This is a genomic window from Streptomyces sp. NPDC052301, from assembly GCF_044593395.1.
In the GTDB taxonomy this organism is placed as follows: Bacteria; Actinomycetota; Actinomycetes; order Streptomycetales; family Streptomycetaceae; genus Streptomyces.
The window spans coordinates 268,061-289,711 of sequence record NZ_JBIUBE010000005.1 but is presented as its reverse complement, the minus strand read 5'-3'; the positions used below and the strand labels follow the sequence as shown (position 1 = coordinate 289,711).

The following is a 21,651-nucleotide window of genomic DNA, read 5'->3' as shown; positions in this document are numbered from 1 at the left end:
GGTCATGTGTTCGGATGCCGATCAGGCAGGGAAAACCCCTGGTCCGTTCGGGTGCGGACCAGGGGTTACGGGTGCTATTGACTGGATTCCGTAACGGTCACCCGGTGGCCAACCTCAGGCCAAAGCTCGGGGGGCGGGGTCAGCGGTCGGCCGCCGCGTCGCACTCCTGTGCGCGCAGCGCCCGCGCCAGGTCGTCCCGCGACTCCAGGACGAGCCGGCGCAGGGCGGGCGGCGCGTCGGCGTGGGCCGAGAGCCATGCGTCCGTCGCGGCCAGCGTCTGAGGCGAGTCCTGGTACACCGGGAACAGCCCGCGCACCACGTCCATGCCGATCTGGATCGACCGCTCCCGCCAGATCCGCTCGATCGCCGCGAAGTACTTCTCCGTGTACGGCGCGGTCAGTTCCCGCTGAGACGGCCGGGCGAAGCCCGCGATCGTCGCCTCCACGAGGGCGTTGGAGAGGGTGTCCGACTCCACCACCTGGGCCCACGCCTGCGCCTTGACCGCCGCCGACGGGCGGGCCGCCAGACAGCGGACCTGGTGCCGCTTGCCGGACGCCGTGTCGTCCCGGGCGAGTTCGGCCGCCAGCACCGACTCGTCGGCCCCGCCGTGCGCCGCCAGCGGCTCCAGGAACGCCCAGCGCAGTTCCTGGTCCACCTCCAGCCCGTCGACCGTGCTCGTCCCGTCCAGCAGGTCCCTCAGCAGGGCCAGGTCGGTCTCGGCGAAGGCCACGGACGCGAAGAACCGGGCCCACGCCAGCTGGTGCTCGCTGCCCGGCTCGGCCGCCCGCAGCTCCCGCAGCGCACCCTCCGTCAGCAGCTGCCCGCCCGTCTCCCGCCACGCGGGCGCCGCATAGTGCTCCAGCGCGGAGTCCGCCCAGGCGTGCAGCATCTGCAGCACCCCGATCTCGGACTCGCGGCCCGCGAACCGCAGCACCAGGTCGACGAAGTCGCGCGCCGGCAGCAGCGCGTCCCGGGTCATGTTCCACAGCGCCGACCAGCACAGGGCACGGGCCAGCGGGTCGGTCAGGGCACCCAGGTGCGCCCGGAGCGTGTCCAGCGAGGTCTCGTCGAAACGGATCTTGCAGTACGTCAGGTCGTCGTCGTTGACCAGCACCAGCTCGGGAGCCTCGGCACCCGCCAGCTCCGCCACGACCGTCCGCGGGCCCTCCACGTCCGTCTCCACGCGCGCGTACCGCTCCAGCGCGCCCTCGGGCGTACGGCGGTACAGGCCGACCGCGACCCGGTGCGGGCGCTCCTCCGGATGCGACTCGGGGGCCTCCTGCAGCACCGCCAGCTCCGCCACCCGGCCTTCCGCGTCCAGCAGCACCTGCGGGGTCAGCGAGTTCACCCCGGCCGTCTGCAGCCACGCGCGCGCCCACGCCGACATGTCCCGGCCGCTGGTCTCGCCCAGCACCGACAGCAGGTCGCCGAGGCGCGTGTTGCCGTACGCGTTCCGCTTGAAGTAGCGGCGGGCGCCCTCCAGGAACGCGTCCTGGCCGACGTACGCCACCAGCTGCTTGAGCACCGAGGCGCCCTTGGCGTAGGTGATGCCGTCGAAGTTCAGCTTGGCGTCCTGCAGGTCGCGGATGTCCGCCGTGATCGGGTGCGTGGACGGCAGCTGGTCCGCGCGGTACGCCCACGCCTTGCGGCGGTTGGCGAAGGTGATCCACGCGTTGGTGAACCGGGTCGCGCCCACGTTGGCGAACGTGCCCATGAAGTCCGCGAAGGACTCCTTCAGCCACAGGTCGTCCCACCACTCCATGGTGACCAGGTCGCCGAACCACATGTGCGCCATCTCGTGCAGGACGACGTTGGCCCGCGCCTCGTACGACGCCTGCGTCACCTTCCCGCGGAAGATGTACTCCTCGCGGAAGGTCACCAGGCCCGGGTTCTCCATCGCGCCCAGGTTGTACTCGGGCACGAACGCCTGGTCGTACTTCCCGAACGGGTACGGGTAGTCGAAGTGGTCGTGGAAGAAGTCCAGGCCCTGCTTGGTGACGAGGAAGACGTCGTCCGCGTCGAAGTGCGGGGCCAGGCCCTTGCGGCACAGCGCGCCGAGCGGGACCTCCAGCTTCGTGCCGTCCTCGAACGTACGGGTGTAGGAGTCGGTGACGTAGTGGTACGGACCCGCGACCACGCACGTGATGTACGTCGAGATCGGCTTCGTCTCCGCGAACCGCCAGACCCCGTCGGTGTGTTCACCCGCGCCGTTGCTCCACACCGTCCAGCCCTCGGGGGCCGTCACCTCGAAGCGGTACGGCGCCTTCAGGTCCGGCTGCTCGAAGTTGGCGAAGACCCGGCGGGCGTCGGCCGGCTCGTACTGCGTGTACAGGTAGACCTCGCCGTCCTCCGGGTCGACGAAGCGGTGCATGCCCTCGCCGGTGCGGGAGTAGGCGCACCGGGCGTCCACCACCAGCTCGTTCTCGGCGGCCAGGTCCTCCAGCGCGATGCGGGAGCCGTCGAAGACCTCGCTCGGGTCCAGGTCCCGGCCGTTGAGCGACACGGCGGTCACGCTCGGCGCGATCAGGTCGGCGAAGCTCGCCGCCCCCGGCTCGTTGCAGCGGAACCGGATCGTGGTCACCGAGCGGAACGTGCGCGGCTCGCCGTTCCCGTCGCCGACGGCGGACCTGAGGTCCAGGGACACGTCGTACGCGTCGACGGACAGCAGGGCGGCCCGCTCCCGGGCCTCGTCGCGGGACAGATTCTCACCGGGCACGGACGGCACTCCCTTGTGATCGCGTGGATGAGGGCGGAACAGGACCGATCCTGCCATGCGCCCCTGACACGGGGCACCGGGGAATGGCGGAGCGGGCAAGGGTGTTTTCGCGGAAAAGGGTTCCTCATGAGGAGAGACATGTCGGAGAAGACCCCCGTCGACTTCTGGTTCGACCCGCTGTGCCCCTGGGCCTGGATGACCTCCCGCTGGGTGCTGGAGGTGGAGAAGGTCCGTGACATCGAGGTCCGCTGGCATGTCATGAGCCTCGCCGTGCTCAACGAGGACAAGCTCGACGAGCTGCCCGAGGAGTACCGGGAGATGCTCGCGACCAAGGCGTGGCAGCCGGTCCGCGTGGTCACCGCGGCCTGGCAGAAGCACGGCGCGGACGTCCTCGGTCCCCTCTACACCGCGCTCGGCACCCGGATCCACAACAACGGCGAGGGCCCCACCCTGGAGGCCGTCGCCGGCGCCCTCGCCGACGTCGGCCTGCCCGCCGAGCTGATCGACTACGCCGAGCAGACGGACTTCGAGTTCGACGCCGAACTGCGCGCCTCCCACAAGGAGGGCATCGAGAAGGTCGGCCAGGACGTCGGCACCCCGGTCATCGCGGTCCCCGGCCCCGACGGCGAGCAGATCGCCTTCTTCGGCCCGGTCGTCACCCCCGCCCCGAAGGGCGAGGAGGCGGCCCGCCTGTGGGACGGCACCATCGCGGTGGCCTCGGTCCCCGGCTTCTACGAGATCAAGCGGACCCGCACCAAGGGCCCCGACTTCAGCAACCTGTAAGTCCTGCCGGCCGGGCCCGGGCGCGTTCAGCGCCGGGCCCGTCGCCGTGCCCGCGCCAGCAGCTCCAGGTGCTCGTCGTACCCCTTCGTGTAGAACGCCGCCCGATCCGGGGCCGGCTCGATCACCCGGGTCGGCTCGGTCCAGGCGGCGCTGTCCAGCGGCACCCCGTACCGCTCGGCCGCCGCCAGCACCGCGCCCCGCGCGCCGACCTCGCCCTCCACCACCCTCAGCGGCCGGCCCAGCACGTCCGCCAGCAGCTGTGTCCAGGCCGGGCTGCGGGTTCCGCCGCCGCACACCGCGAGCGTCCCGGTCAGACCGGCCGCCTGAATACAGTGCCGGGCCGCGTAGCCGATGCCCTCGCAGGTGGCCCGGACCAGATGGGCGGGCCGGGTCTCCAGGGAGACGCCGAGCAGTTCGGCCCGCAGCCCCGGCTCCACGAAGGGCGCCCGCTCACCGGAGGGAGCGAGGTACGGCAGCACCCGCACCCCCGACGCGCCGGGCGGGGCCTCGGCGAGCAGGGCGTCCAACTCGTCGTGGCGGGCGCCCGTCGTGGCCAGCACCCAGTCCAGTGCCGCCGTGCCGACCATCGCGGGCATCGCGCGCAGCCAGTGGCCCGGCCGGTCGGTGGAGATGTACAGCCCGGCCGGCTCGCCGCTGAGGTCCAGCTCGGCGGTGGCGACCAGGCTCGCCAGGCAGGTGCCGACGATCAGCAGGCCGTCGCCGGGGGCGGTGACCCCGGCGCCGAGCGCGCACGCGGGCAGGTCGTACGGGCCGTTCGCCAGCGGAGTCCCGGCGGGCAGCCCCACACCGCTCGCCTCGCCCGTCGCGATCGGGTCGCCGACCGGGGGCAGCAGCCGCCGCCGGTGGGTCAGCCCGAGCAGCTCCACCACCCCGTTGTCGTAGCGCCGGGTGCGCGGGTCCAGGAACGGCATCGACGCGTCCGACACGTCCGTCACCGCCCGCTCGGCAGCGGTCAGCCGCTGGAAGACCATGTCCTTGCAGAAGACGGCCGCCGCCGCGCGGTCAAGCGACGCCGGCTCGTGCCGGTCCAGCCAGGCCAGCAGCGGACCCGGACAGCCCGGGAACATGGCGCTGCCGGTGCGCCGGAAGACCGTCTCGAAGGTGCCGTCCGCCATCCACTGGTCCACCAGTTCGTGCGCCCGGCCGTCCATCCAGGACAGCGCCGGCCGCACCTGCCGGCCCGCCGCGTCCACCAGCCACACCCCGTCGCCCTGCCCGGTCAGCCCGGCCAGCTCCACGGGCTCCTCCAGCCGTCCGGTCAGCTCCCGCAGCACACCGACGACGGCCGCGTACACCGCCCGCATGTCCTGCTCCACCGCCCCGTGGCGGACGCCGTACCCCACCGCACGCGCCTCGACGCCCAGTTGACGGCCGGTGCGGTCGAAGGCGGCGGCCTTCACCATGGACGTGCCCACATCGATCCCGACGAACACGACACCCTCAGATGTAGGCGCCGAGCATGAAGACGTCGTACGACGCACGCCCGCTGGACAGGTCGACGGTGAGCTTGTCGAAGTAGTTGTCCTTGGGGAAGACGTCGTACCGCACCTCGATGCCGGTCTTGTCGGTGAAGGACTTCAGGTCGGCGATCAGGGCGTCGGTGTACGGGTGCTTGTTGAGCAGCGCCTTGAGGGTGGTGCCCTTCTCCCGCTTCCGGTCGAAGGACCCGGTGACGTCGTCCGCGGCCGACCCGCCGCCCTTGTTCCCGTCGTTGCCGCCGAACCCGGTGCCGCAGGCGGCGAGCAGCGGGGTGGCGGTGAGGGCTCCGCCGAGCTGGAGGAAGTGTCGTCGGTCGTGCACATGCCTGTCCATCCGTGACCTCCGTCGGTGGGGCGGTGGGGTCGGGCGGGGTCAACAGGGTGAGTCGACTCGCCAACAGAGGGTGTAACGGCAGCCGAAGGCCGTCAATCCCCCGCGCACGCGGAAATCGGCGGCACATCGCAGCGGACAGTGGGAAGTTCACGGGGCGGGCCGCGAGGAGCGGGGTCGGGGGCGTGGCAGGAGTCCCCGCTCCATGGCCACCACCACCGCCCGGGTCCGGTCGTTGACGTCGAGCTCGGCGAACAGGCGCAGCTGACGGGTCTTCACGGTGGCCTCCGAGATGACCGGGCGGCGACCGGTCGGTGGAGTCGGAGGTGAGGAGAACCCCCGTGAGTCACGTCCTCACGGGGGTTCTCCGTTCATCCGCCTGCCGACGTGAAGGGTGAGAAGGCGATCACGAGGCAGGACGTCTGGGGGGGAGCCTGGGCCTCAGGGGGCGAGCAGCAGGGCGTTCGCGCGGGACGCGGCGGCCTCGTAGCGGCCGGCCACGTCCTGCCAGTTCACCACCTGCCACATGGCCTCGACGAAGTCCACCTTCTGGTTGCGGTACTGGAGGTAGAAGGCGTGCTCCCAGGCGTCGAAGACCAGGATCGGGGTCGCGCCCTGGCCGACGTTGCCCTGGTGGTCGTAGACCTGCTCCACGATCAGCCGCCCGCTCAGCGGCTCGTACGCGAGGACGCCCCAGCCCGAGCCCTGGGTGGTGGCCGCCGCCTTGGACAGCTGGGTCCTGAAGGCGGCGAAGGAGCCGAAGGACTCCTTGATCGCCTCCGCCAGTCCGCCCACGCCGTCGGCCGCCAGCGGCTCGCCGCCGCCGTCCTTCGGGCCGGTCATGTTCCGCCAGTAGATCGAGTGCAGGATGTGCCCGGAGAGGTGGAAGGCCAGGTTCCTCTCCAGGCCGTTGATCGACCCCCACATCTCCTTGTCGCGTGCCTCGGTGAGCTGCTCCAGGGTGTCGTTGGCGCCCTTCACGTAGGCCGCGTGGTGCTTGTCGTGGTGCAGCTCGATGATCTCGGGGCTGATCACGGGGGCGAGCGCGGAGTAGTCGTAGGGCAGGTCGGGCAGCGTGTAGACGGGCATGGGTGTCCCCTCCGGAACCTTATTGCAAGTCACTTGCAAGTACACGCTAGCAACAACAGTGGGCGGGCAACGGAAAGGCCCCCGTGTGTCGTGCACACGGGGGCCTCGCCGTCAGGGTGTCAGCGCCGGGCGCGGGCCCGCTGCCAGGCGTAGCCGACCGCCGCCAGGAACAGGGTCATGGCGCCCGTCGAGTACAGCTGGACCCGGGTGTCGGGCTGCCGGGCCATCAGCACGAAGATCGCGGCCATGCCGGCCAGCGCGACCCAGGTCAGCCACGGGAACAGCCACATGCGTACGACCAGCTTCTCGGGTGCCTCGCGCTCGATCCGGCGGCGCAGCAGGAGCTGGGAGACGGCGATGAAGATCCAGACGACCAGGATGACCGCGCCGATCATGTTCAGCAACCACTTGAAGACGCCGTTCGGGCTCCAGTAGCTGAACAGGACGCAGACGAACCCGAGGACGCAGGAGGTGAGCACCGCGATCCGGGGCACACCGCCGGACAGCTTCGCCAGTGCCTTCGGGCCCTGGCCGCGCTCGACCAGCGAGTAGGCGATGCGCGAGGAGCCGTAGATGTTGGCGTTCATCGCGGAGAGCAGGGCCACCAGGACGACCACGTTCATCACCTGGCCGGCACCGGGGATGCCCAGGTGGTCGAGCGTGGCGACGTACGGACCCTTCGCCACGACCTCCGCGGAGTCCCACGGGAGCAGGGTGACCACGACCGCCATCGAGCCGATGTAGAAGAGCGCGATGCGCCACATCGCCGTGCGCACGGCGGAGGCCACGCCCTGGACGGGGTTCTCCGACTCCGCCGCCGCGATGGTGACCGTCTCCAGGCCGCCGTACGCGAACACCGAGGCCAGCAGGCCGACCAGCAGGCCCTGGCTGCCGTGCGGCATGAAGTCGGTCAGGTTCGAGGTGCCCGGCGCGGGGGTGGAGGGCAGGACGCCCGCGATGGCCAGCACGCCCAGGATCAGGAACAGGCTGATCGCGCCGACCTTCAGCGCGGCGAACCAGAACTCGAACTCGCCGAAGTTCTTCACGGCGGTCAGGTTCGTGCCGAGGAACACCACCATGAACAGCGCCACCCAGGCCCACGTCGGGGTGCCCGGCAGCCAGCCGTGCACGATGTTCGCGGCGCCGATGCCTTCCAGGCCGACGGCCGTGCACAGCAGCACCCAGAAGGACCAGCCGGCGGCGAAGCCCGCCCAGGGGCCGATCGCCCGCTCGGCGTGCGCGGAGAAGGAACCCGACGACGGGTAGGCGGCCGACATCTCGCCGAGCATCCGCATCACCAGCATCACCAGCAGTCCGGAGAGCGCGTAGGCGACGACGATGGACGGGCCGGCCGCGGCGATGCCCGCGCCGGAGCCGACGAACAGGCCCGCGCCGATCACCCCGCCGAGGGCGATCATCGAAAGATGGCGCTGCTTGAGGCCGTGGGAGAGTGAGGCGCCCTGTTCCTGAGGCGGCGTCTGCGTGGAGGTGCTGCTGGGCATGGGGACGGCTCTCCCAGTGCAAGGGGCGGGTAAAAACCCCGTCAGTCTGGGCGGCCCGTCCGCTCACGCGGAGGGACCGCCCAGTATCCGGACACCTGCTGTACGCAGGGTCACGGACGGGTCACGCGGCGACCGGCGTGTAGTGCGAGGCGTCGCCCTCGACCGAGTAGCTCTCCTTGCCCTCGACGCCGACCGGGATGTCACCGGCGACGGTCACCCGGTGCAGCCGGCGCGGCCGGCCGTCGTAGTTGTCGATGGCGTAGTGCTGGGTGATCCGGTTGTCGAAGAGCACCAGCTCGTTCTCCGCCCAGCGGTGGCGCAGGACGTTCTCCGGGCGGGTGACGTACGCCTGGAACAGGTCGAGCACCTTGCGGGACTCACCGACGGAGAGTCCGACGATCCGCTGCGCGAACCCTCCGATGAACAGGCCGCGCTCCCCGGTCAGCGGGTGCACCCGCACCACCGGGTGCGCGGTGCGGTACTTGATCGAGGTGAACTCGGCGCGCTGGGCGGCCTGCTCCTCGTCGACCGCCTCGTCCGGCACCGCGTAGTCGTAGTCGTTGGTGTGCTCGGCCCACAGGGTGTCGGCGAGCCGGCGCAGCGGCTCGGGCAGGTCGCGGTAGGCCGCCGCCGCGTTGGCGATCAGGGTCTCGCCGCCGTACGGCGGGACGGTGATCGAGCGCAGGGTGCTGGCCTGCGGCGGGTTGAGGACGAAGGTGACGTCCGTGTGCCAGTGGTTGGCGCGGCCCCGCTCGCTGTCGACGGGCAGCACGTTCGGGGCGCCCTCGACGGCGCCGACCGTCGGGTGGGCGGTGGTCAGGTCGCCGAAGTGCCGGGCGAAGGCCTGCTGACCCGCGTCGTCCAGGCCGCCCGCGTCGAGGACGAGCGCCTTGTGGGCGTTCAGGGCCTCGCGGATCGCGGCGACCTCCTCCGGGGCGAGCGGCCGGGTGATGTCGACGCCGGAGACACGGGCGCCGATGCGTGCCGTGACCTTGGTGATCTCGAGGGACATGGCGGTTCCTTTCAGACGAGGGCGGGAGCCGGGGTGAGGTACTGGTTGGCGGGGCGGGGCAGGCCGTAGCGCTCCCGGAGGGTCCGGCGGGGGCCGTACTCGGTGCGGAACAGGCCGCGGGCACGCAGGCGCGGGACGACGTGCTCGACGAACGCGTCCAGACCGGAGGGCAGTACGGGCGGCATGATGTTGAAGCCGTCGGCCGCTCCCTGGGTGAACCAGATCTCGATCTGGTCGGCGACCTGCTCGGGCGTCCCGGCGAAGGTGAGGTGCCCGCGTCCGCCGCCGAGCCGGCCGATCAGCCGCCGGACGGTGAGCCGCTCGCGCCGGGCCAGCTCGACCACGAGCGCGTAGCGGCTCCTGGCGCCCTCGACGGCCGACTCGGGCGGCAGGTCGGCGGGGAGTTCCCGGTCCAGCTCCAGGGTCCCGGCCGGGAGCTGGAGCAGGTTCTCCAGCCGGGCCACCGAGTGGTCGTGGACGATGTGGTCCTCCAGCACCTGCTCCGCCGCCCGTGCCTCGGCCTCCGTCGAGCCGAGGACGGGCACGATCCCGGGCAGCACCTTGATGTGCCCGGGGTCGCGGCCGGCCCGTGCGGTACGGGACTTGAGGTCGGCGTAGAAGGCCTGCGCGTCGGCGAGGGTCTGCTGGGCGGTGAAGACCGCCTCCGCGTACCGGGCGGCGAACGCCTTGCCGTCCTCGCTCGACCCCGCCTGCACCAGGAGCGGGTAGCCCTGGGGCGTACGGGGGACGTTGAGGGCGCCCGCGACGCTGAAGTACGTCCCCCGGTGCCGGGGCGGATGGATCTTGCCGTCGTCGCCCCAGACACCGGCGGCCTTGTCGGCGACGATCGCGTCGTCCTCCCAGCTGTCCCACAGCTTCAGCGCCACGTCGAGGAACTCGGCGGCGCGCGCGTACCGCTCGGCGTGCGCGGGCTCCGCGTCCAGCCCGAAGTTGCGGGCCGCCTCCGCTCCCGCCGTGGTGACGATGTTCCACCCGGCCCGGCCGCCGCTGATGATGTCCAGCGAGGCGAACTTGCGGGCCAGGTTGTAGGGGGAGTTGTAGGAGGTGGAGGCGGTGGCGATCAGGCCGATGTGCTCGGTGGCCGTCGCCAGCGCGGTCAGCAGGGTCAGCGGTTCCAGGGCGCCGGCCGGGCGCTGCGCGAGACTGCTCCACAGCTGGGGGCCGTCGGCGAGGAAGAGGGAGTCGAAGGTGCCGCGCTCGGCGGTCCGGGCGAGGTTCACGTAGTGCTGGAGGTCGACGTGCGCGTACGGGTCGCTCTCCGGCAGCCGCCACGAGGCCTCGTGATGGCCGGTGTTCATGAGGAACGCGTTGAGGTGGAGTCTTCTCACGGTCACCGGTGGTCCTCCGTGACGCCCAGGGCGGCCAGGAGCCGCTCGCGGTACTCACCCAGCAGCGGCTCGCGGTAGGAGCGCGGGTGGGGATGGTCGATGGTCAGGTCGAGGCCGATGCGGCCGCGGTCGAGGACGAGGACCCGGTCGGCGAGCACGATCGCCTCGTCCACGTCGTGGGTGACCAGCAGCACCGACGGCCGGTGGCGTTTCCACAGGTCGCGCAGCAGGTTGTGCATCTTGATCCGCGTCAGCGCGTCCAGCGCCCCGAACGGCTCGTCGGCCAGCAGGAGTTCGGGCTCACGGACCAGGGAGCGGGCGAGCGCCGCCCGCTGGGCCTCACCGCCGGACAGCTCGCCCGGCCAGGCGCGCTCCCGGCCCTTCAGGCCGACCTCCGCGAGGGCGGCCCGGCCGCGTTCCGCGGCGTCCGTGCCGTCCGTTCCCAGCAGGACGTTGTCCAGCACCCGGCGCCAGGGCAGCAGCCGGGAGTCCTGGAAGACCACCGACACCCGCTCCGGGGCGGTGAGCCGCCCGCTGCCGGCGACCCCGTGGTCGAGTCCGGCGACCGCCCGCAGCAGCGTGCTCTTGCCCGAGCCGCTGTGCCCGAGCAGAGCGGTGAACTGCCCGGCGGGCAGATCCAGGTCGATGCCGTCGAGCACCGTACGGCCCTCGAAGGACCGGGTCAGGCCGCGGAGCCGGACGGCGGGCCGGGTCAGCTGCTGAGTGTGCGGCGCCATGACAGCACCCTCCGTTCGACGAGACGGACCACGCTGTCGGAGATCAGGCCGAAGACGCCGTAGATCAGCAGGCCGACCAGGATGACGTCGGTCTGGCCGTAGTTCTGCGCCTGGAACATCATGTAGCCGAGCCCGCTGGTGGCGTTGATCTGCTCCAGCACCACCAGGCCCAGCCAGGAGCCGGTCACACCGAGCCGGAGTCCCACGAAGAATCCGGGCAGCGCGCCGGGGATCACCACCTGGCGGATGAAGGTGAACCGCGACAGCCCCTGCACCTCGGCGAGTTCGACGTACCGGCTGTCGATGCCGGCCAGCGCGGCATGCGTGTTCAGATAGATCGGGATGTAGACGACGATCGCGATGACGGCGACCTTGAAGGTCTCCCCGATGCCCAGCCAGAGGATGAACAGCGGGATCAGACCGAGGGTGGGGATCGCCCGGTTGAGCTGCACGGTCCCGTCGATCAGCGCCTCGCCGGTCCGGCTCAGCCCGGAGGCGAGTGCCAGCAGCACGCCCGCCACCAGGCCGATCGCGAAGCCGTACGCGGCCCGCTTCAGCGAGGTCACCACATCGGTGGGCAGCGTGCCGTCGGTCCACAGATGACCGGCGGTCCGCAGCACCGTCCAGGGCGCGGGGACGGCGGCCGGATCGAGGGACCCGGCGGCGGAGGCGGCGGCCCACAGGGCGAAGAACGCGAGGGGGCCGATCAGCCGGGCGGCGGGCAGCCGGCGGCCGGGGGAGAGGCGGCGGCGCAGGCGGACCTGGGGCAGATCCCCGGCCGCCGTCGCCGGCACGGCGGTCGACGTGGTGACGGCGGTCATTTCCGGTACTCCTGGGGTACGGCCTTGGCGGCGATCGACTCGAAGCGGTGGTCGAAGAGCGAGGAGACGTCGAACTTCTTCACGAACCCGCCCTCGGCGAGCAGATCCGCGGTCTCCTGCTCCCACTTGATCGCCTCGTCCCAACTGGGCGGGAAGAGGGGCTTGTTGGCCAGCTTGGTGATGCTCTGCGCCTGCGCGAGGGTCAGGTTCTGCGTCTTGACGTAGAACTGCTCGTTCCACACGTCCGGGTGCTCGTACGCCCACACCTGGCCCTGCGCCCACTGCGGGATGTAGGCGGCGACCGCGGCGGCCTTCGCCGGGTCGCTCAGCACCGACTGCGGCGCCCACAGCAGGTTGAGCAGGTCGACGACGTCGGTGTCGATGGTGCGGGCGCCCTTCGCCCCGTACTGCTTGAGGTAGGCGGGCGCCTGGCTGATGGCGAGCGGGGCCACGTCCACCTGCCCGGACTGCAGGGCGGTGAAGAACTGGTTGCTGGTCAGCGGCACCAGCTTCACCTGGTCGTAGCTCAGGCCGGCCTTCTTCAGCGCCCGGAGCAGGACGACCCCCTGCGCCTGCCCCTGCGAGAAGGCCAGCCGCCTGCCCTTGAAGTCGTCGACGGTGTGGATGTCGCTGCCGGGCTTGGTGGCGAAGAGGTAGTTGGGCTTGCGGGTGAGGTCGATCGCCACGATCTTCGCGTCGTAGCCCTGGTAGTGCGCCTGGATCGGCGGGATGCCGGCGTTGTTGGCGAGGTCCAGCGACTTGGCGCGGAAGGCGTTGATGACATCCGGTCCGGCCCCGATGTTCAGCCAGTTGGACACCGTGAAGGGCAGCTCGGGCAGCTTCGCCAGCCGGAACTGCAGCTGCTGCTGACCCAGGTAGGAGGCGATCTTCAGGCTGGTGCCGGCCGGGACCTTGTCCGCGAGCGGCTTGGTGGCGGCGCCCTGGGTGGCGGCGGAGGACTCGCCCTCGGCGCAGCCGCTGAGGCCCGCCACGGCGGCGGACGCGCCCAGCACGGAGGTGAGAAAGAGACGACGGCGCATGGGAGTACTCCCGGGACAAAAAAGAGGGGAAAGGCAGAAGGAATTCCGGTGAGAAGGTCCGGAAGAAACAGCATTCACACAGCGGGAAACACGCGCTTCATGCGCGGCAATGTGTCAGCAACAGAGGGTGCGACAGCTGGCGAAGAGGCTCATGACCAGCATGTTCCTGACCAAGAGCACCCTCTGTCAACATTCGGAGGTTCTGAATTAAATATCCTCAGGTGAGGCGGACAGCGGATCCCGGAACAATGCGTCCAGCACCACGGATCCACCCGCCACCGCCAGCACGGAATCCGGGAAACTCGTCGGGAGGACGGCCGCCGAACGGGCCGTGCCGGCCGCCTCCCGCAGCGCGGCGAGGCAGTCCTCGAAGTGGATGACGCCCACCTCGGTCACGACGACGGTCTCCGGGTTGAGCACGTCGAGCAGCAGCCCGGCCGCCCGCCCGGTCGCCCGGGCCCGCTCCGCCAGCAGCCGCCGGGCCACCGCCTCCCCGGCCGCCGCCGCGGCCACCACACGCATCGGGTTCGCCGAGTCGGTCACCCCGGCCGCCCGGGCCCGGCGGCACAACGTCCGCTCGCTCAACTCCGCCTGGAGGCAGCCGGTACGGCCGCACCCGCACGGCTCACCGCCGCCCGGCACCGGCAGATGGGCGATGGCGCCGGCCGCCGAGCGGGGGCCGTGGTGCACTTCGTCGTTGGTGGCGAAGGCCGCGTCGACCACGTTGCCGACGAACAGGTGCAGCACACTGCGGCTGCCCCGGGCCCGTCCGAACAGCCGCTCCGCGTTCACCAGCGCCCGCGCGTGCCCGTCCACGTGCACCGGCAGGCCCGTACGGGCCCCGAGCAGCTCCCGCACCGGCACCTCCCGCCAGCCCAGCAGCTCGTGCTCGACCACGGTGCCCGTCTCCCGGTCCACCCAGCCGCCGACCGCGACCCCGACCCCCAGCGGGCGGCGGCCCGGCACCCCGGCGAGCAGCCCGGCGAGCCCCTCGGCGGCCCGCGCCAGCACCCGTCCGGGATCGGTCCCTTCGTGCTTCAGCTCCCGCCGGGCCACCACCCGGCCGCGCAGGTCCAGCAGCGCCACCGTGGTGTACGGCACGGCCACATGCACCCCGCCGACCAGGAACCGGGTGTCGTCCAGGTCGACGGGGACGTGCGGCCGGCCCACCCCGTTCGAGCGGCGTGGCGCGGCGGACTCCCGGACCAGGCCCAGTCCGGTGAGCCGGGCACAGTGCTCCGTCACCGACGCAGGGGAGAGCCCGGTCAGCCGGGCGATGGTGCTGCGCGCCACCGGCCCGTGCTCCAGCACCGAGCGCAGCACGACACTGGCGCTGGTGCGCCGTCGGTCGCTGTCGGCGGCACGGAAGACGGGCGTGAGGCGGGGAACGGGGGAGACAGGAGCGGATGCCGCGGTACGGGGCATGGAGAACCGTCCTCGGGAACGGGGCCGACACGTCGCGGAAGGCGGGGGCGCGCCGAGCGGTCCGCCCCTACCCCGGGCGGCGACAGGTGGCCGTGCCCTGGCGTCGCAGGTCGACATGGCGACGCGACGTGAAGTACCGGGACTGGGCGACCATGGCTGGAAGGGTAGGCCAGGAAAGGTGAATCCGACCAGACGACCCGGATTCATTTGGTGAGACTCCACAGTCCGCGCGACGCCCCGCCGAGTGAGCCACACGTCCCCGCCTCAGTGACCAGTGTCACGCCCTGGTCGGTGTAACCCCCACTCTTTGTCCGGAGCCCACCAAGCCGTCGTTCCCCCCTTTGTCGAGCGCTGACGGTGATCGGCTCGCGGAGGCTGGGATAGCGTCACCGTGTCCCAGCATGTCCCCGTCACCCGCGGAGTCCCCATGAGCACCGCTGCCGCCACCGCCCGCCCCCGCGAGGTCCTCGCCGACCTGCTGCCCGCGTCCCGCGTCCGGGACGTGGCCCTCGTGCTCGGCGGCGCCGCGCTCACCGGCCTCGCGGCCCAGCTCTCGGTCCCCGTGCCGGGCTCCCCGGTGCCGGTGACCGGCCAGACCTTCGCCGCGCTGCTGGTCGGCACGACGCTGGGCGCGAGCCGCGGCCTGGCCTCGCTCGTCCTCTACGCGCTGGCCGGACTCGCCGGCGTCCCGTGGTTCGCCGAGGGCAGCTCCGGCGCCTCCGTCTCCTTCGGCTACGTCCTCGGCATGCTGCTCGCCTCCACCGTCGTGGGCGCCCTGGCCCGGCGCGGTGCCGACCGCTCCGTGCTGCGCATGGCGGGCACGATGCTGCTGGGCGAGGCGATCATCTACGCGATCGGCGTCCCGTACCTGGCCTACGCCGCCCACCTCTCCGCCTCCCAGGCCGTCGCGGCCGGCCTCACCCCGTTCCTGATCGGCGACGCCGTGAAGGCGGCCCTGGCGATGGGCGTCATGCCCAGCGCCTGGAAGCTCGTCGGCAAGCGCTGACGCCTGTGCGCTGACGCCGTAGTTCCTGCGGAAGAGGTTCGCCGGATCGTAGCTCTCCTTGAGCCCGGCGAGCCTCTTCCGCGTCTGCGGGCCGTACAACCCGGCGCCCCGGTCACCCGCCCGCCCCGAAGGCGACGTCGAGCGACCGGCCGCGCGTGTCGCCGGCCGTGAGTGCGGACGCCGGGTCCAGCACGGCCCGTGCCTCCTCCCGGTCGCCGACGGTCGACGGCCGCAGCAGGAACCGCCCTTCGCGGTACGGCACCGCGTTCGGCGCCGGCCGCGCCGGCGCCCCGTCCAGGTGGTCGAGCCGGCGGGACACACATCCGGTGGCTCTTGCGGGGAGGTCCGCGCCCAGGCCTCGCAGGCCCGCAGCGCGGCCGCCGGGTCCACTTTCCACGCATGGTCGGCCGCGTGACCGAACCGCCGCGTGCGGACGCCGAGCCCGCCGCCCGGCGTGCGCCCGTGCCCGGTGGCCTGCACCCCGGCGGGCAGACGGGACGGATCCGGGGGGGCATGGAACGCAGCATGGCCGCATGACCCGACAGGTGTCGTCAGGTCATGCGGCCATGTTCAGCCGGAGCAGGCTCAGCCGACGGAGACCTTGTCGGTCGGGGTCTCGACCGCGGGGGCCGGTTGGTTCTTGCTGAGCGCCTGCTTCACGAAGGCGATCACCACCACGACCGCCGCCACCGCGAAGGACAGCAGCACGGTCGTACGGCCGCTGCTCTCGCCCTTGGTGTCGGTCAGCATGTAACCGAGGACGAAGACGATGAAGGCCGCCGTCACCCAGGTGAGGTACGGGTACAGCCACATCTTCACGACGAGCTTCTCCGGCGTCTCCCGCTGGATGATCTTCCGCATCCGCAGCTGCGAGAAGCAGATCGCCAGCCACACGAACAGGGCGACCGCACCGCTGGAGTTGAGCAGGAAGAGGAAGATGGTGTCCGGGTACATGTAGTTGAAGAAGACCGCCACGAAGCCGAACACGACCGAGGACAGGATCGCGGCCATCGGCACACCACGGGCCGTGGTGCGGGCGAACGACTTCGGGGCGTCACCGCGCTGGCCGAGCGAGAAGGCCATGCGGGAGGCCGTGTACAGGCCGGAGTTCAGACAGGACAGCACCGAGGTCAGCACGATCACGTTCATGATCTCGCCGGCGTGCGCGATGCCGAGGGAGTCCAGGGCGGCGACGTACGAGCCGTTCTTCTGGATGGACTGGTCGTTCCACGGCAGCAGCGAGACCACGACGAGGATCGAGCCCAGGTAGAAGACGCCGATACGCCAGATGATGCTGTTGGTGGACTTGGTGACGGCCTTCTGCGGGTCCTCGGACTCGCCGGCCGCCAGGGTGGCGATCTCACTGCCCATGAAGGAGAAGACGACCAGCAGCACACCGGTGAGGATCGAACCGGGGCCGTGCGGCAGGAAGCCGCCGTGGTTCGCCAGGTTGCCGAAGGAGGCCTTGTCGGCGTGGACGCCCGGCAGCACGCCGAAGATGGCCAGCAGGCCGACGACGATGAAGGCACCGATGGCGACGACCTTGATACCGGCGAACCAGAACTCGAACTCGCCGTAGGAGCCGACGGAGACCAGGTTGGTCGCGGTCAGCACGGCCATCACGATGAGCGCCCAGCCCCACTGCGGGACGGCCGGCACCCAGCCCTCGAGGATCTTGGCGCCGGCGGTGGCCTCGACGGCCAGCACGACGACCCAGAAGAACCAGTAGAGCCAGCCGATCGAGAACCCGGCCCAGCGGCCGAGGGCACGGTCGGCGTGCGCGGAGAAGGAGCCGGAGGTGGGGTTCGCGGCGGACATCTCGCCGAGCATGCGCATCACGAGGACGACGAGGGTGCCGACGAGTGCGTACGACAGAAGGATGCCGGGTCCCGCGGTAGCGATACCCGAGCTGGAACCGACGAAGAGGCCGGCTCCGATGACACCACCGATCGCGATCATCGTCAGGTGGCGGTTCTTGAGTCCTGCTTGAAGGCCCGAACCAGGGGTCATGGACGGATTTCCTTTACGCCAGGCGGAGCAATTCGTACGAGCGGTGTACGAGACGGTCCAGTGAATCCGAGGCGAACGAATTCGGGAACCTCTGAATCCATATCGTTACTTGAGGTTCCCTTGAGGTTCTATGGTCTGCCTCACATCTCTCCGACCGCGATCGGCCCGGTCCGGCGCCGCCACCCGGGGCTGCTGCCCCGATGGGGGCGTGTCACACTCGTCCCATGCGCGTGTATCTCGGCTCCGACCATGCGGGCTACGAACTCAAGAACCACCTCGTCGAGTGGCTCAAGGCGGCGGGGCACGAGCCCGTCGACTGCGGGCCGCACATCTACGACGCCCAGGACGACTACCCGCCCTTCTGCCTGCGTGCCGCGGAGAAGGCGGCCGCCGACCCCGAGGCCCTCGGCATCGTCATCGGCGGTTCCGGTAACGGTGAGCAGATCGCCGCGAACAAGGTGAAGGGTGTGCGGGCCGCGCTGGCCTGGAGCGAGGAGACCGCCGCGCTCGGCCGGCAGCACAACAACGCCAACGTGGTGGCCGTGGGTGCGCGCATGCACAGCACGGAGGAGGCGACGAAATTCGTCGAGGTGTTCCTGAACACGTCGTTCTCGGGTGACGAGCGCCACATCCGCCGGATCGACATGCTGGCCGCGTACGAGACGACGGGCGACCTTCCCCCGATCCCGGCCCACCACCCGCAGCAGTAGGACCCCGAGGGGCTCCTGGGCCACCCCGCCCACCCGGCTCGGTGGGCGGGTGGGCAGAAGATCGGTCGGAAAGGACAGTTCAGCCTTGCCTGAAGGGCACACCATCCACCGGCTGGCCCAGGACTACGCCGAGCGTTTCTCGGGAAGGCCCGCCCGGGTCAGCAGCCCGCAGGGCAAGTTCTCCGACGCCGCCGAGCTGCTGAACGGCGCCGTGCTCACCGGCACCGAGGCTCACGGCAAGCACCTCTTCCTCCGCTTCCGGGACACCGACTGGGTCCACATCCACCTCGGCCTCTTCGGCAAGGTCGGCTTCGGTGACGCCCCCGCGCCCCCGCCGACCGACACCGTCCGGCTCCGGCTCGCGAACGACACCTCCTACGTCGACCTGCGCGGCCCGACCACCTGCGCCCTGATCACCGACACCGAGAAGCGGGCGATACACGGCCGCCTCGGCCCCGACCCGCTCCGCGATGACGCCGATCCGGCGTCGGCCTACCGCAGGATCTCCCGCAGCCGTACGACGATCGCCGCGCTGCTCATGGACCAGAAGATCGTCGCCGGCGTCGGCAACGTCTACCGGGCCGAGGTCCTCTTCCGGCACGGCATCGACCCGTACCGCACCGGCCGGGAGATCACCCCGCGCGAGTGGGACGCCCTCTGGGCCGACCTCGTCGAGCTGATGCGTGAGGGGGTCAGGAACAACCGGATCGACACCGTCCGCCCCGAGCACACGCCGGAGGCCATGAACCGCCCGCCGCGCGTGGACGACCACGGCGGCGAGGTGTACGTCTACCGCCGCGCCCCGCAGCCCTGCCACATCTGCGGCGACGAGATCCGCACCGCCGGCCTCGCCGCCCGCAACCTCTTCTGGTGCCCCACGTGCCAGGAGCGGTGAGCACGGAGAGAGTGACCGCGGAGGAAGTGACCGCGGAGGGAGTGGCCGCGGAGAAAGTGACCGCGGAGGAAGTGACCGCGACGACGGTGACCGCGGAGCTGGTGATCTAGAAGCCGTGCGGCAGCCACGGGGCCACCGGTGAGCCGAACGCCACCGACGCCTCCGCCGACGCCCCCGGCCGCACCTCCCGCACCCGCCCGGCCGCCGCCAGCGACAGCAGGGACACACCGCCGAGGTAGGCCGCCCCCAACTCCCGTACGCTCAGGGAGAGATCGGGCGCGTCGGCGGTCCGCTCGCAGGACGCGCCCTTGGCATCGCCCGTCAGCCGCCAACGGCCCGCGTTCCACGGGCAGAAGGGGTCCTCGACGTCCAGCACGACGTCCACGGGCGCCACATAGGTGCGCGCCGACAGGGCCGCACCCACGTCCACCAGGCGCAGGTGTGCGGCGTCCCGCAGCCGCAGCCGGCAGCGGCGGATGTCGGAGACCTGATGCTGCCAGGCCTCGTCGACCGGCCGTCCCCGCACGCTCAGTGTCGTCATCAGGTCGATGCCGAACAGGAAACGCCACAGTGCGGCCTCGGTCGCCGGATCGAGCCCGGCCAGGTCCTCCAGCGTCACCGTGCCGTCGTGCCCGCCCGGCCCCCAGCCCAGCTTGGTGCGGAAGCGGGCGTACCCGGTGACCTCGCCGTCCCGCTCGGCGACCACGCACTGCAGGGCCGACGCGCCGTCCCGGTCGCTCTCCGGGTCGAGCAGCCCGGCCCGCTCCCAGCCGGGCTGCCGGGCCAGCATGCCGGGGCGGCGGGGCACCAGGGCCGCGTAGACCGCCTCGCACTCGTTCAGGACGTCGGCGGGCGGGGCGTAGCGCACGCGGACCTCGTCGGTGCCCTCGGGCAGCGCCAGGGTGACCCGACCGGTGTCGATCTCGGCGTTGAGCTGCAAGGTCGCCGTGCCGTACCCGAACCGGCCGTAGATCGCGGGCTCCGAGGCGAACAGCGCCGCCAGCGGCTCGCCCTGGGCGCGGGCGTCGTCCAGCAGGCGCCGCATCATCGACGTCAGCATCCCGCGCCGCCGGTGCGTCGCGGCCACGCTGACCATGGTCACGCCCGCGGTGGGCACCACCGCCCCGCCGGGCACGGTCATCCGGAAGCTGAAGGCCCCCGAGGTCCCGACGACCGCGCCGGCGTCCCAGACGGCGAAGGAACGGTCGAACTCGGTGAGCGATTTGTCCAGTTCGCGCTCCTCGGGCGAGGCGGGACCGCCCCCGAACGCGCGGACCAGGTGGTCCCACCAGCGGTCGAACTCCTCCGGGCGCAGCGTCCTCAACTCGGTACCGCGGTCAGTCCCCATGCGCCATGCCTATCAGGGCATTGCGGGACGAGCCAGCGAATTTCTCCCGGACGGCGGCGCGATGGCCCCGCGTGCCGTTCACTGTGAGGACGAACCGCAGGACGAACCACAGGACGAACCGCGAAGTCGGACCTCGCACGGGGGACAAGTGGGACCTCCCGTGCCAAGCAGCCGGTGCGATGGATAGGGTCCCGAACTAATGGCAGCAGGACGAGAGCGGCGCGCGAAGGCCGAAACGTTCACGGCCCGGTGGAAGATGCACTGGCACCGGGCCCGAGTCGGGCTGCGCAGAAGCGCCGTGGACTACTTCCGCGGCAACGGCTCGGACTGGATCGCGTTCGCCGGACTGCTGATCGCCATCCCCGTCCTCGCGGCCATGACCCTCATGAACTCGGTGTGGTGCTCCCCGGCCACCCTGGTGCTGCCGATCGTCGCCGGCGGGCTGCTGCTGCGCCCGGCGAGCCTGCTCGGCCTGTACGCCGCGGGGGCCACCGCGCTGATCGTGGAGTCGGTGCGGCTCGGCCCGTACACCGAGGGGCCGAGCCGGGTGACTCCGGGTGTGGTGCTGGTCGTGGCCGCCTGCGGTTTCTTCGGCCTGCTGACGGCCCAGTTCCGCAGCCGGGTCGGGGTGCCCTGGCGGCGCGGCGGAACCATGCTGTTCGACCTGCGCGAGCGGATCCGGGTGCAGAGCAAGCTGCCGAAGCTGCCGCAGGGCTGGCACCACGAGATGGCGCTGCGCCCGGCGGGCGGGCAGTCGTTCTCCGGGGACTTCGTCGTCGCGGCCCGGACGAACGGCGGCCGGACGCTGGAGGTCGTCCTCACCGACGTGTCCGGCAAGGGCATGGACGCGGGCTCGCGCGCCCTGCTGCTGTCCGGCGCCTTCGGCGGACTGCTCGGCTCGCTGCCCCCGCACGCCTTCCTGCCCGCGGCCAACGGCTATCTCCTCCGCCAGGACTGGGACGAGGGCTTCGCCACCTCCATCCACCTGGTGCTGGACCTGGACTCCGGGGACTACGAGCTGTACACCGCCGGGCATCCGCCGGGCCTGCAGCTGAGCGCGGGCAGCGGGCGCTGGGAGGAGAAGGCCGCCGAGGGCCCGCTGCTCGGTGTGTACGACGGTGCGCAGTTCGACCCCGTGAAGGGCTCGCTGCGGCCGGGTGACGTGTTGATGCTGTTCACGGACGGTCTGGTGGAGACCTCGGACCGGGACATCGTGGAAGGCATCGACCGCCTCACCGGAGAGGCCGACCGCTATGTCGCCGGCGGCTTCCACGGCGCCGCCTGGCACCTCATCGAGGCGGTCGCGAAGGACGTCAACGACGACCGGGCCCTGCTGCTCATCTGCCGCGAGGCGTCGGCGGGCGCCCGCTGAGGGCGG

The 21,651-nt window shown here is 71.5% G+C and carries 20 protein-coding genes; 5 read left to right on the top strand and 15 right to left on the bottom strand.

The annotated features are described in order from the left end of the window. Positions 1 to 139: 139 nt before the first annotated feature. Positions 140 to 2,716: an aminopeptidase N gene (gene pepN / locus ACIHEJ_RS15780; RefSeq protein ID WP_400135384.1), complete on the bottom strand. Its 2,577-nt coding sequence runs from the start codon at positions 2,714 to 2,716 to the stop codon at positions 140 to 142. Positions 2,717 to 2,854: 138 nt separating this feature from the next. On the opposite strand from pepN, the gene ACIHEJ_RS15775 reads away from it, so the two are divergent. Then, entirely contained in the window at positions 2,855 to 3,499 is a 645-nt protein-coding gene (locus tag ACIHEJ_RS15775; protein ID WP_400135383.1) for a DsbA family protein, read from the top strand. A gap of 26 nt (positions 3,500 to 3,525) precedes the next feature. Here ACIHEJ_RS15775 and ACIHEJ_RS15770 read toward each other — a convergent pair whose 3' ends face one another. From ACIHEJ_RS15770 to ACIHEJ_RS15720, 11 genes are all read right to left on the bottom strand, one after another. Then, positions 3,526 to 4,953: an FGGY family carbohydrate kinase gene (locus tag ACIHEJ_RS15770; protein ID WP_400135382.1), complete on the bottom strand. Its 1,428-nt coding sequence runs from the start codon at positions 4,951 to 4,953 to the stop codon at positions 3,526 to 3,528. A 7-nt stretch (positions 4,954 to 4,960) separates the two neighbouring features. Continuing rightward, positions 4,961 to 5,332 (bottom strand): extracellular solute-binding protein, encoded by a 372-nt coding sequence (locus ACIHEJ_RS15765; RefSeq protein ID WP_400135381.1) that lies wholly within the window; start codon positions 5,330 to 5,332, stop codon positions 4,961 to 4,963. 147 nt (positions 5,333 to 5,479) lie between these two features. Then, positions 5,480 to 5,608: a hypothetical protein gene (locus tag ACIHEJ_RS15760; protein WP_400135380.1), complete on the bottom strand. Its 129-nt coding sequence runs from the start codon at positions 5,606 to 5,608 to the stop codon at positions 5,480 to 5,482. A gap of 162 nt (positions 5,609 to 5,770) precedes the next feature. After that, complete coding sequence (locus ACIHEJ_RS15755; protein ID WP_400135379.1) at positions 5,771 to 6,418, bottom strand: superoxide dismutase; 648 nt, start codon at positions 6,416 to 6,418, stop codon at positions 5,771 to 5,773. 119 nt (positions 6,419 to 6,537) lie between these two features. After that, positions 6,538 to 7,920: an amino acid permease gene (locus tag ACIHEJ_RS15750; RefSeq protein WP_400135378.1), complete on the bottom strand. Its 1,383-nt coding sequence runs from the start codon at positions 7,918 to 7,920 to the stop codon at positions 6,538 to 6,540. A 121-nt stretch (positions 7,921 to 8,041) separates the two neighbouring features. Then, positions 8,042 to 8,932: a TauD/TfdA dioxygenase family protein gene (locus tag ACIHEJ_RS15745; protein ID WP_400135377.1), complete on the bottom strand. Its 891-nt coding sequence runs from the start codon at positions 8,930 to 8,932 to the stop codon at positions 8,042 to 8,044. An 11-nt stretch (positions 8,933 to 8,943) separates the two neighbouring features. Further along, positions 8,944 to 10,287, bottom strand: a complete 1,344-nt coding sequence (locus ACIHEJ_RS15740) for an LLM class flavin-dependent oxidoreductase (RefSeq protein WP_400135376.1) — start codon at positions 10,285 to 10,287, stop codon at positions 8,944 to 8,946. Then, positions 10,284 to 11,018 (bottom strand): ABC transporter ATP-binding protein, encoded by a 735-nt coding sequence (locus tag ACIHEJ_RS15735; RefSeq protein ID WP_400135375.1) that lies wholly within the window; start codon positions 11,016 to 11,018, stop codon positions 10,284 to 10,286. Before ACIHEJ_RS15735 ends, ACIHEJ_RS15740 begins: the two co-directional genes overlap by 4 nt. After that, positions 10,994 to 11,839, bottom strand: a complete 846-nt coding sequence (locus tag ACIHEJ_RS15730) for an ABC transporter permease (protein ID WP_400135374.1) — start codon at positions 11,837 to 11,839, stop codon at positions 10,994 to 10,996. The genes ACIHEJ_RS15735 and ACIHEJ_RS15730 overlap by 25 nt, the downstream gene beginning before the upstream one ends. Continuing rightward, positions 11,836 to 12,879, bottom strand: a complete 1,044-nt coding sequence (locus ACIHEJ_RS15725; protein ID WP_400135373.1) for an ABC transporter substrate-binding protein — start codon at positions 12,877 to 12,879, stop codon at positions 11,836 to 11,838. The genes ACIHEJ_RS15730 and ACIHEJ_RS15725 overlap by 4 nt, the downstream gene beginning before the upstream one ends. Positions 12,880 to 13,086: 207 nt before the next feature. Continuing rightward, the gene (locus ACIHEJ_RS15720) at positions 13,087 to 14,304 is read right to left on the bottom strand and encodes an ROK family protein (RefSeq protein WP_400135372.1); all 1,218 of its coding nucleotides are present in this window, start codon (positions 14,302 to 14,304) and stop codon (positions 13,087 to 13,089) included. Positions 14,305 to 14,731: 427 nt separating this feature from the next. Between ACIHEJ_RS15720 and ACIHEJ_RS15715 the strand changes: the two genes are divergently transcribed. Further along, entirely contained in the window at positions 14,732 to 15,310 is a 579-nt protein-coding gene (locus ACIHEJ_RS15715; RefSeq protein WP_400135371.1) for a biotin transporter BioY, read from the top strand. Positions 15,311 to 15,422: 112 nt separating this feature from the next. Here ACIHEJ_RS15715 and ACIHEJ_RS15710 read toward each other — a convergent pair whose 3' ends face one another. Both ACIHEJ_RS15710 and ACIHEJ_RS15705 read right to left on the bottom strand, forming a co-directional pair. Continuing rightward, positions 15,423 to 15,629 carry a hypothetical protein gene (locus ACIHEJ_RS15710; protein ID WP_400135370.1) on the bottom strand — a complete coding sequence of 69 codons (207 nt, stop codon included), beginning with the start codon at positions 15,627 to 15,629 and terminating at the stop codon, positions 15,423 to 15,425. Positions 15,630 to 15,895: 266 nt separating this feature from the next. Next, on the bottom strand, positions 15,896 to 17,320 hold the full coding sequence (locus ACIHEJ_RS15705; protein WP_400135369.1) for an amino acid permease: 1,425 nt from the start codon (positions 17,318 to 17,320) through the stop codon (positions 15,896 to 15,898). Positions 17,321 to 17,544: 224 nt separating this feature from the next. Here ACIHEJ_RS15705 and ACIHEJ_RS15700 point away from each other — a divergent pair, with 224 nt between their 5' ends. Together ACIHEJ_RS15700 and ACIHEJ_RS15695 are read left to right on the top strand one after the other, a co-directional pair. Further along, a complete protein-coding gene (locus ACIHEJ_RS15700) occupies positions 17,545 to 18,030 on the top strand; it encodes a ribose-5-phosphate isomerase (protein WP_400135368.1) in 486 nt (161 codons plus the stop codon). Positions 18,031 to 18,115: 85 nt separating this feature from the next. Further along, complete coding sequence (locus ACIHEJ_RS15695; protein WP_400135367.1) at positions 18,116 to 18,925, top strand: Fpg/Nei family DNA glycosylase; 810 nt, start codon at positions 18,116 to 18,118, stop codon at positions 18,923 to 18,925. Between the two features lie 106 nt (positions 18,926 to 19,031). Here the strand turns inward: ACIHEJ_RS15695 and ACIHEJ_RS15690 are convergent, their stop codons facing one another. Beyond that, positions 19,032 to 20,273, bottom strand: a complete 1,242-nt coding sequence (locus tag ACIHEJ_RS15690) for a GNAT family N-acetyltransferase (RefSeq protein ID WP_400135366.1) — start codon at positions 20,271 to 20,273, stop codon at positions 19,032 to 19,034. A gap of 199 nt (positions 20,274 to 20,472) precedes the next feature. Here ACIHEJ_RS15690 and ACIHEJ_RS15685 point away from each other — a divergent pair, with 199 nt between their 5' ends. Then, positions 20,473 to 21,645: a PP2C family protein-serine/threonine phosphatase gene (locus tag ACIHEJ_RS15685; RefSeq protein WP_400135365.1), complete on the top strand. Its 1,173-nt coding sequence runs from the start codon at positions 20,473 to 20,475 to the stop codon at positions 21,643 to 21,645. The last annotated feature ends 6 nt before the right edge of the window (positions 21,646 to 21,651 follow it).

Excerpts from the sequence above, each read along its gene's own strand:
- ACIHEJ_RS15690 (WP_400135366.1), bottom strand. The coding sequence starts at position 20,273 with ATGGGGACTGACCGCGGTACCGAGTTGAGGACGCTGCGCCCGGAGGAG.
- ACIHEJ_RS15700 (WP_400135368.1), top strand. The coding sequence starts at position 17,545 with ATGCGCGTGTATCTCGGCTCCGACCATGCGGGCTACGAACTCAAGAAC.
- ACIHEJ_RS15720 (WP_400135372.1), bottom strand. The coding sequence starts at position 14,304 with ATGCCCCGTACCGCGGCATCCGCTCCTGTCTCCCCCGTTCCCCGCCTC.
- ACIHEJ_RS15765 (WP_400135381.1), bottom strand. The coding sequence starts at position 5,332 with ATGGACAGGCATGTGCACGACCGACGACACTTCCTCCAGCTCGGCGGA.
- ACIHEJ_RS15730 (WP_400135374.1), bottom strand. The coding sequence starts at position 11,839 with ATGACCGCCGTCACCACGTCGACCGCCGTGCCGGCGACGGCGGCCGGG.
- ACIHEJ_RS15705 (WP_400135369.1), bottom strand. The coding sequence starts at position 17,320 with ATGACCCCTGGTTCGGGCCTTCAAGCAGGACTCAAGAACCGCCACCTG.
- ACIHEJ_RS15715 (WP_400135371.1), top strand. The coding sequence starts at position 14,732 with ATGAGCACCGCTGCCGCCACCGCCCGCCCCCGCGAGGTCCTCGCCGAC.
- ACIHEJ_RS15745 (WP_400135377.1), bottom strand. The coding sequence starts at position 8,932 with ATGTCCCTCGAGATCACCAAGGTCACGGCACGCATCGGCGCCCGTGTC.
- ACIHEJ_RS15685 (WP_400135365.1), top strand. The coding sequence starts at position 20,473 with ATGGCAGCAGGACGAGAGCGGCGCGCGAAGGCCGAAACGTTCACGGCC.
- ACIHEJ_RS15735 (WP_400135375.1), bottom strand. The coding sequence starts at position 11,018 with ATGGCGCCGCACACTCAGCAGCTGACCCGGCCCGCCGTCCGGCTCCGC.
- ACIHEJ_RS15775 (WP_400135383.1), top strand. The coding sequence starts at position 2,855 with ATGTCGGAGAAGACCCCCGTCGACTTCTGGTTCGACCCGCTGTGCCCC.
- ACIHEJ_RS15755 (WP_400135379.1), bottom strand. The coding sequence starts at position 6,418 with ATGCCCGTCTACACGCTGCCCGACCTGCCCTACGACTACTCCGCGCTC.
- ACIHEJ_RS15725 (WP_400135373.1), bottom strand. The coding sequence starts at position 12,879 with ATGCGCCGTCGTCTCTTTCTCACCTCCGTGCTGGGCGCGTCCGCCGCC.
- ACIHEJ_RS15750 (WP_400135378.1), bottom strand. The coding sequence starts at position 7,920 with ATGCCCAGCAGCACCTCCACGCAGACGCCGCCTCAGGAACAGGGCGCC.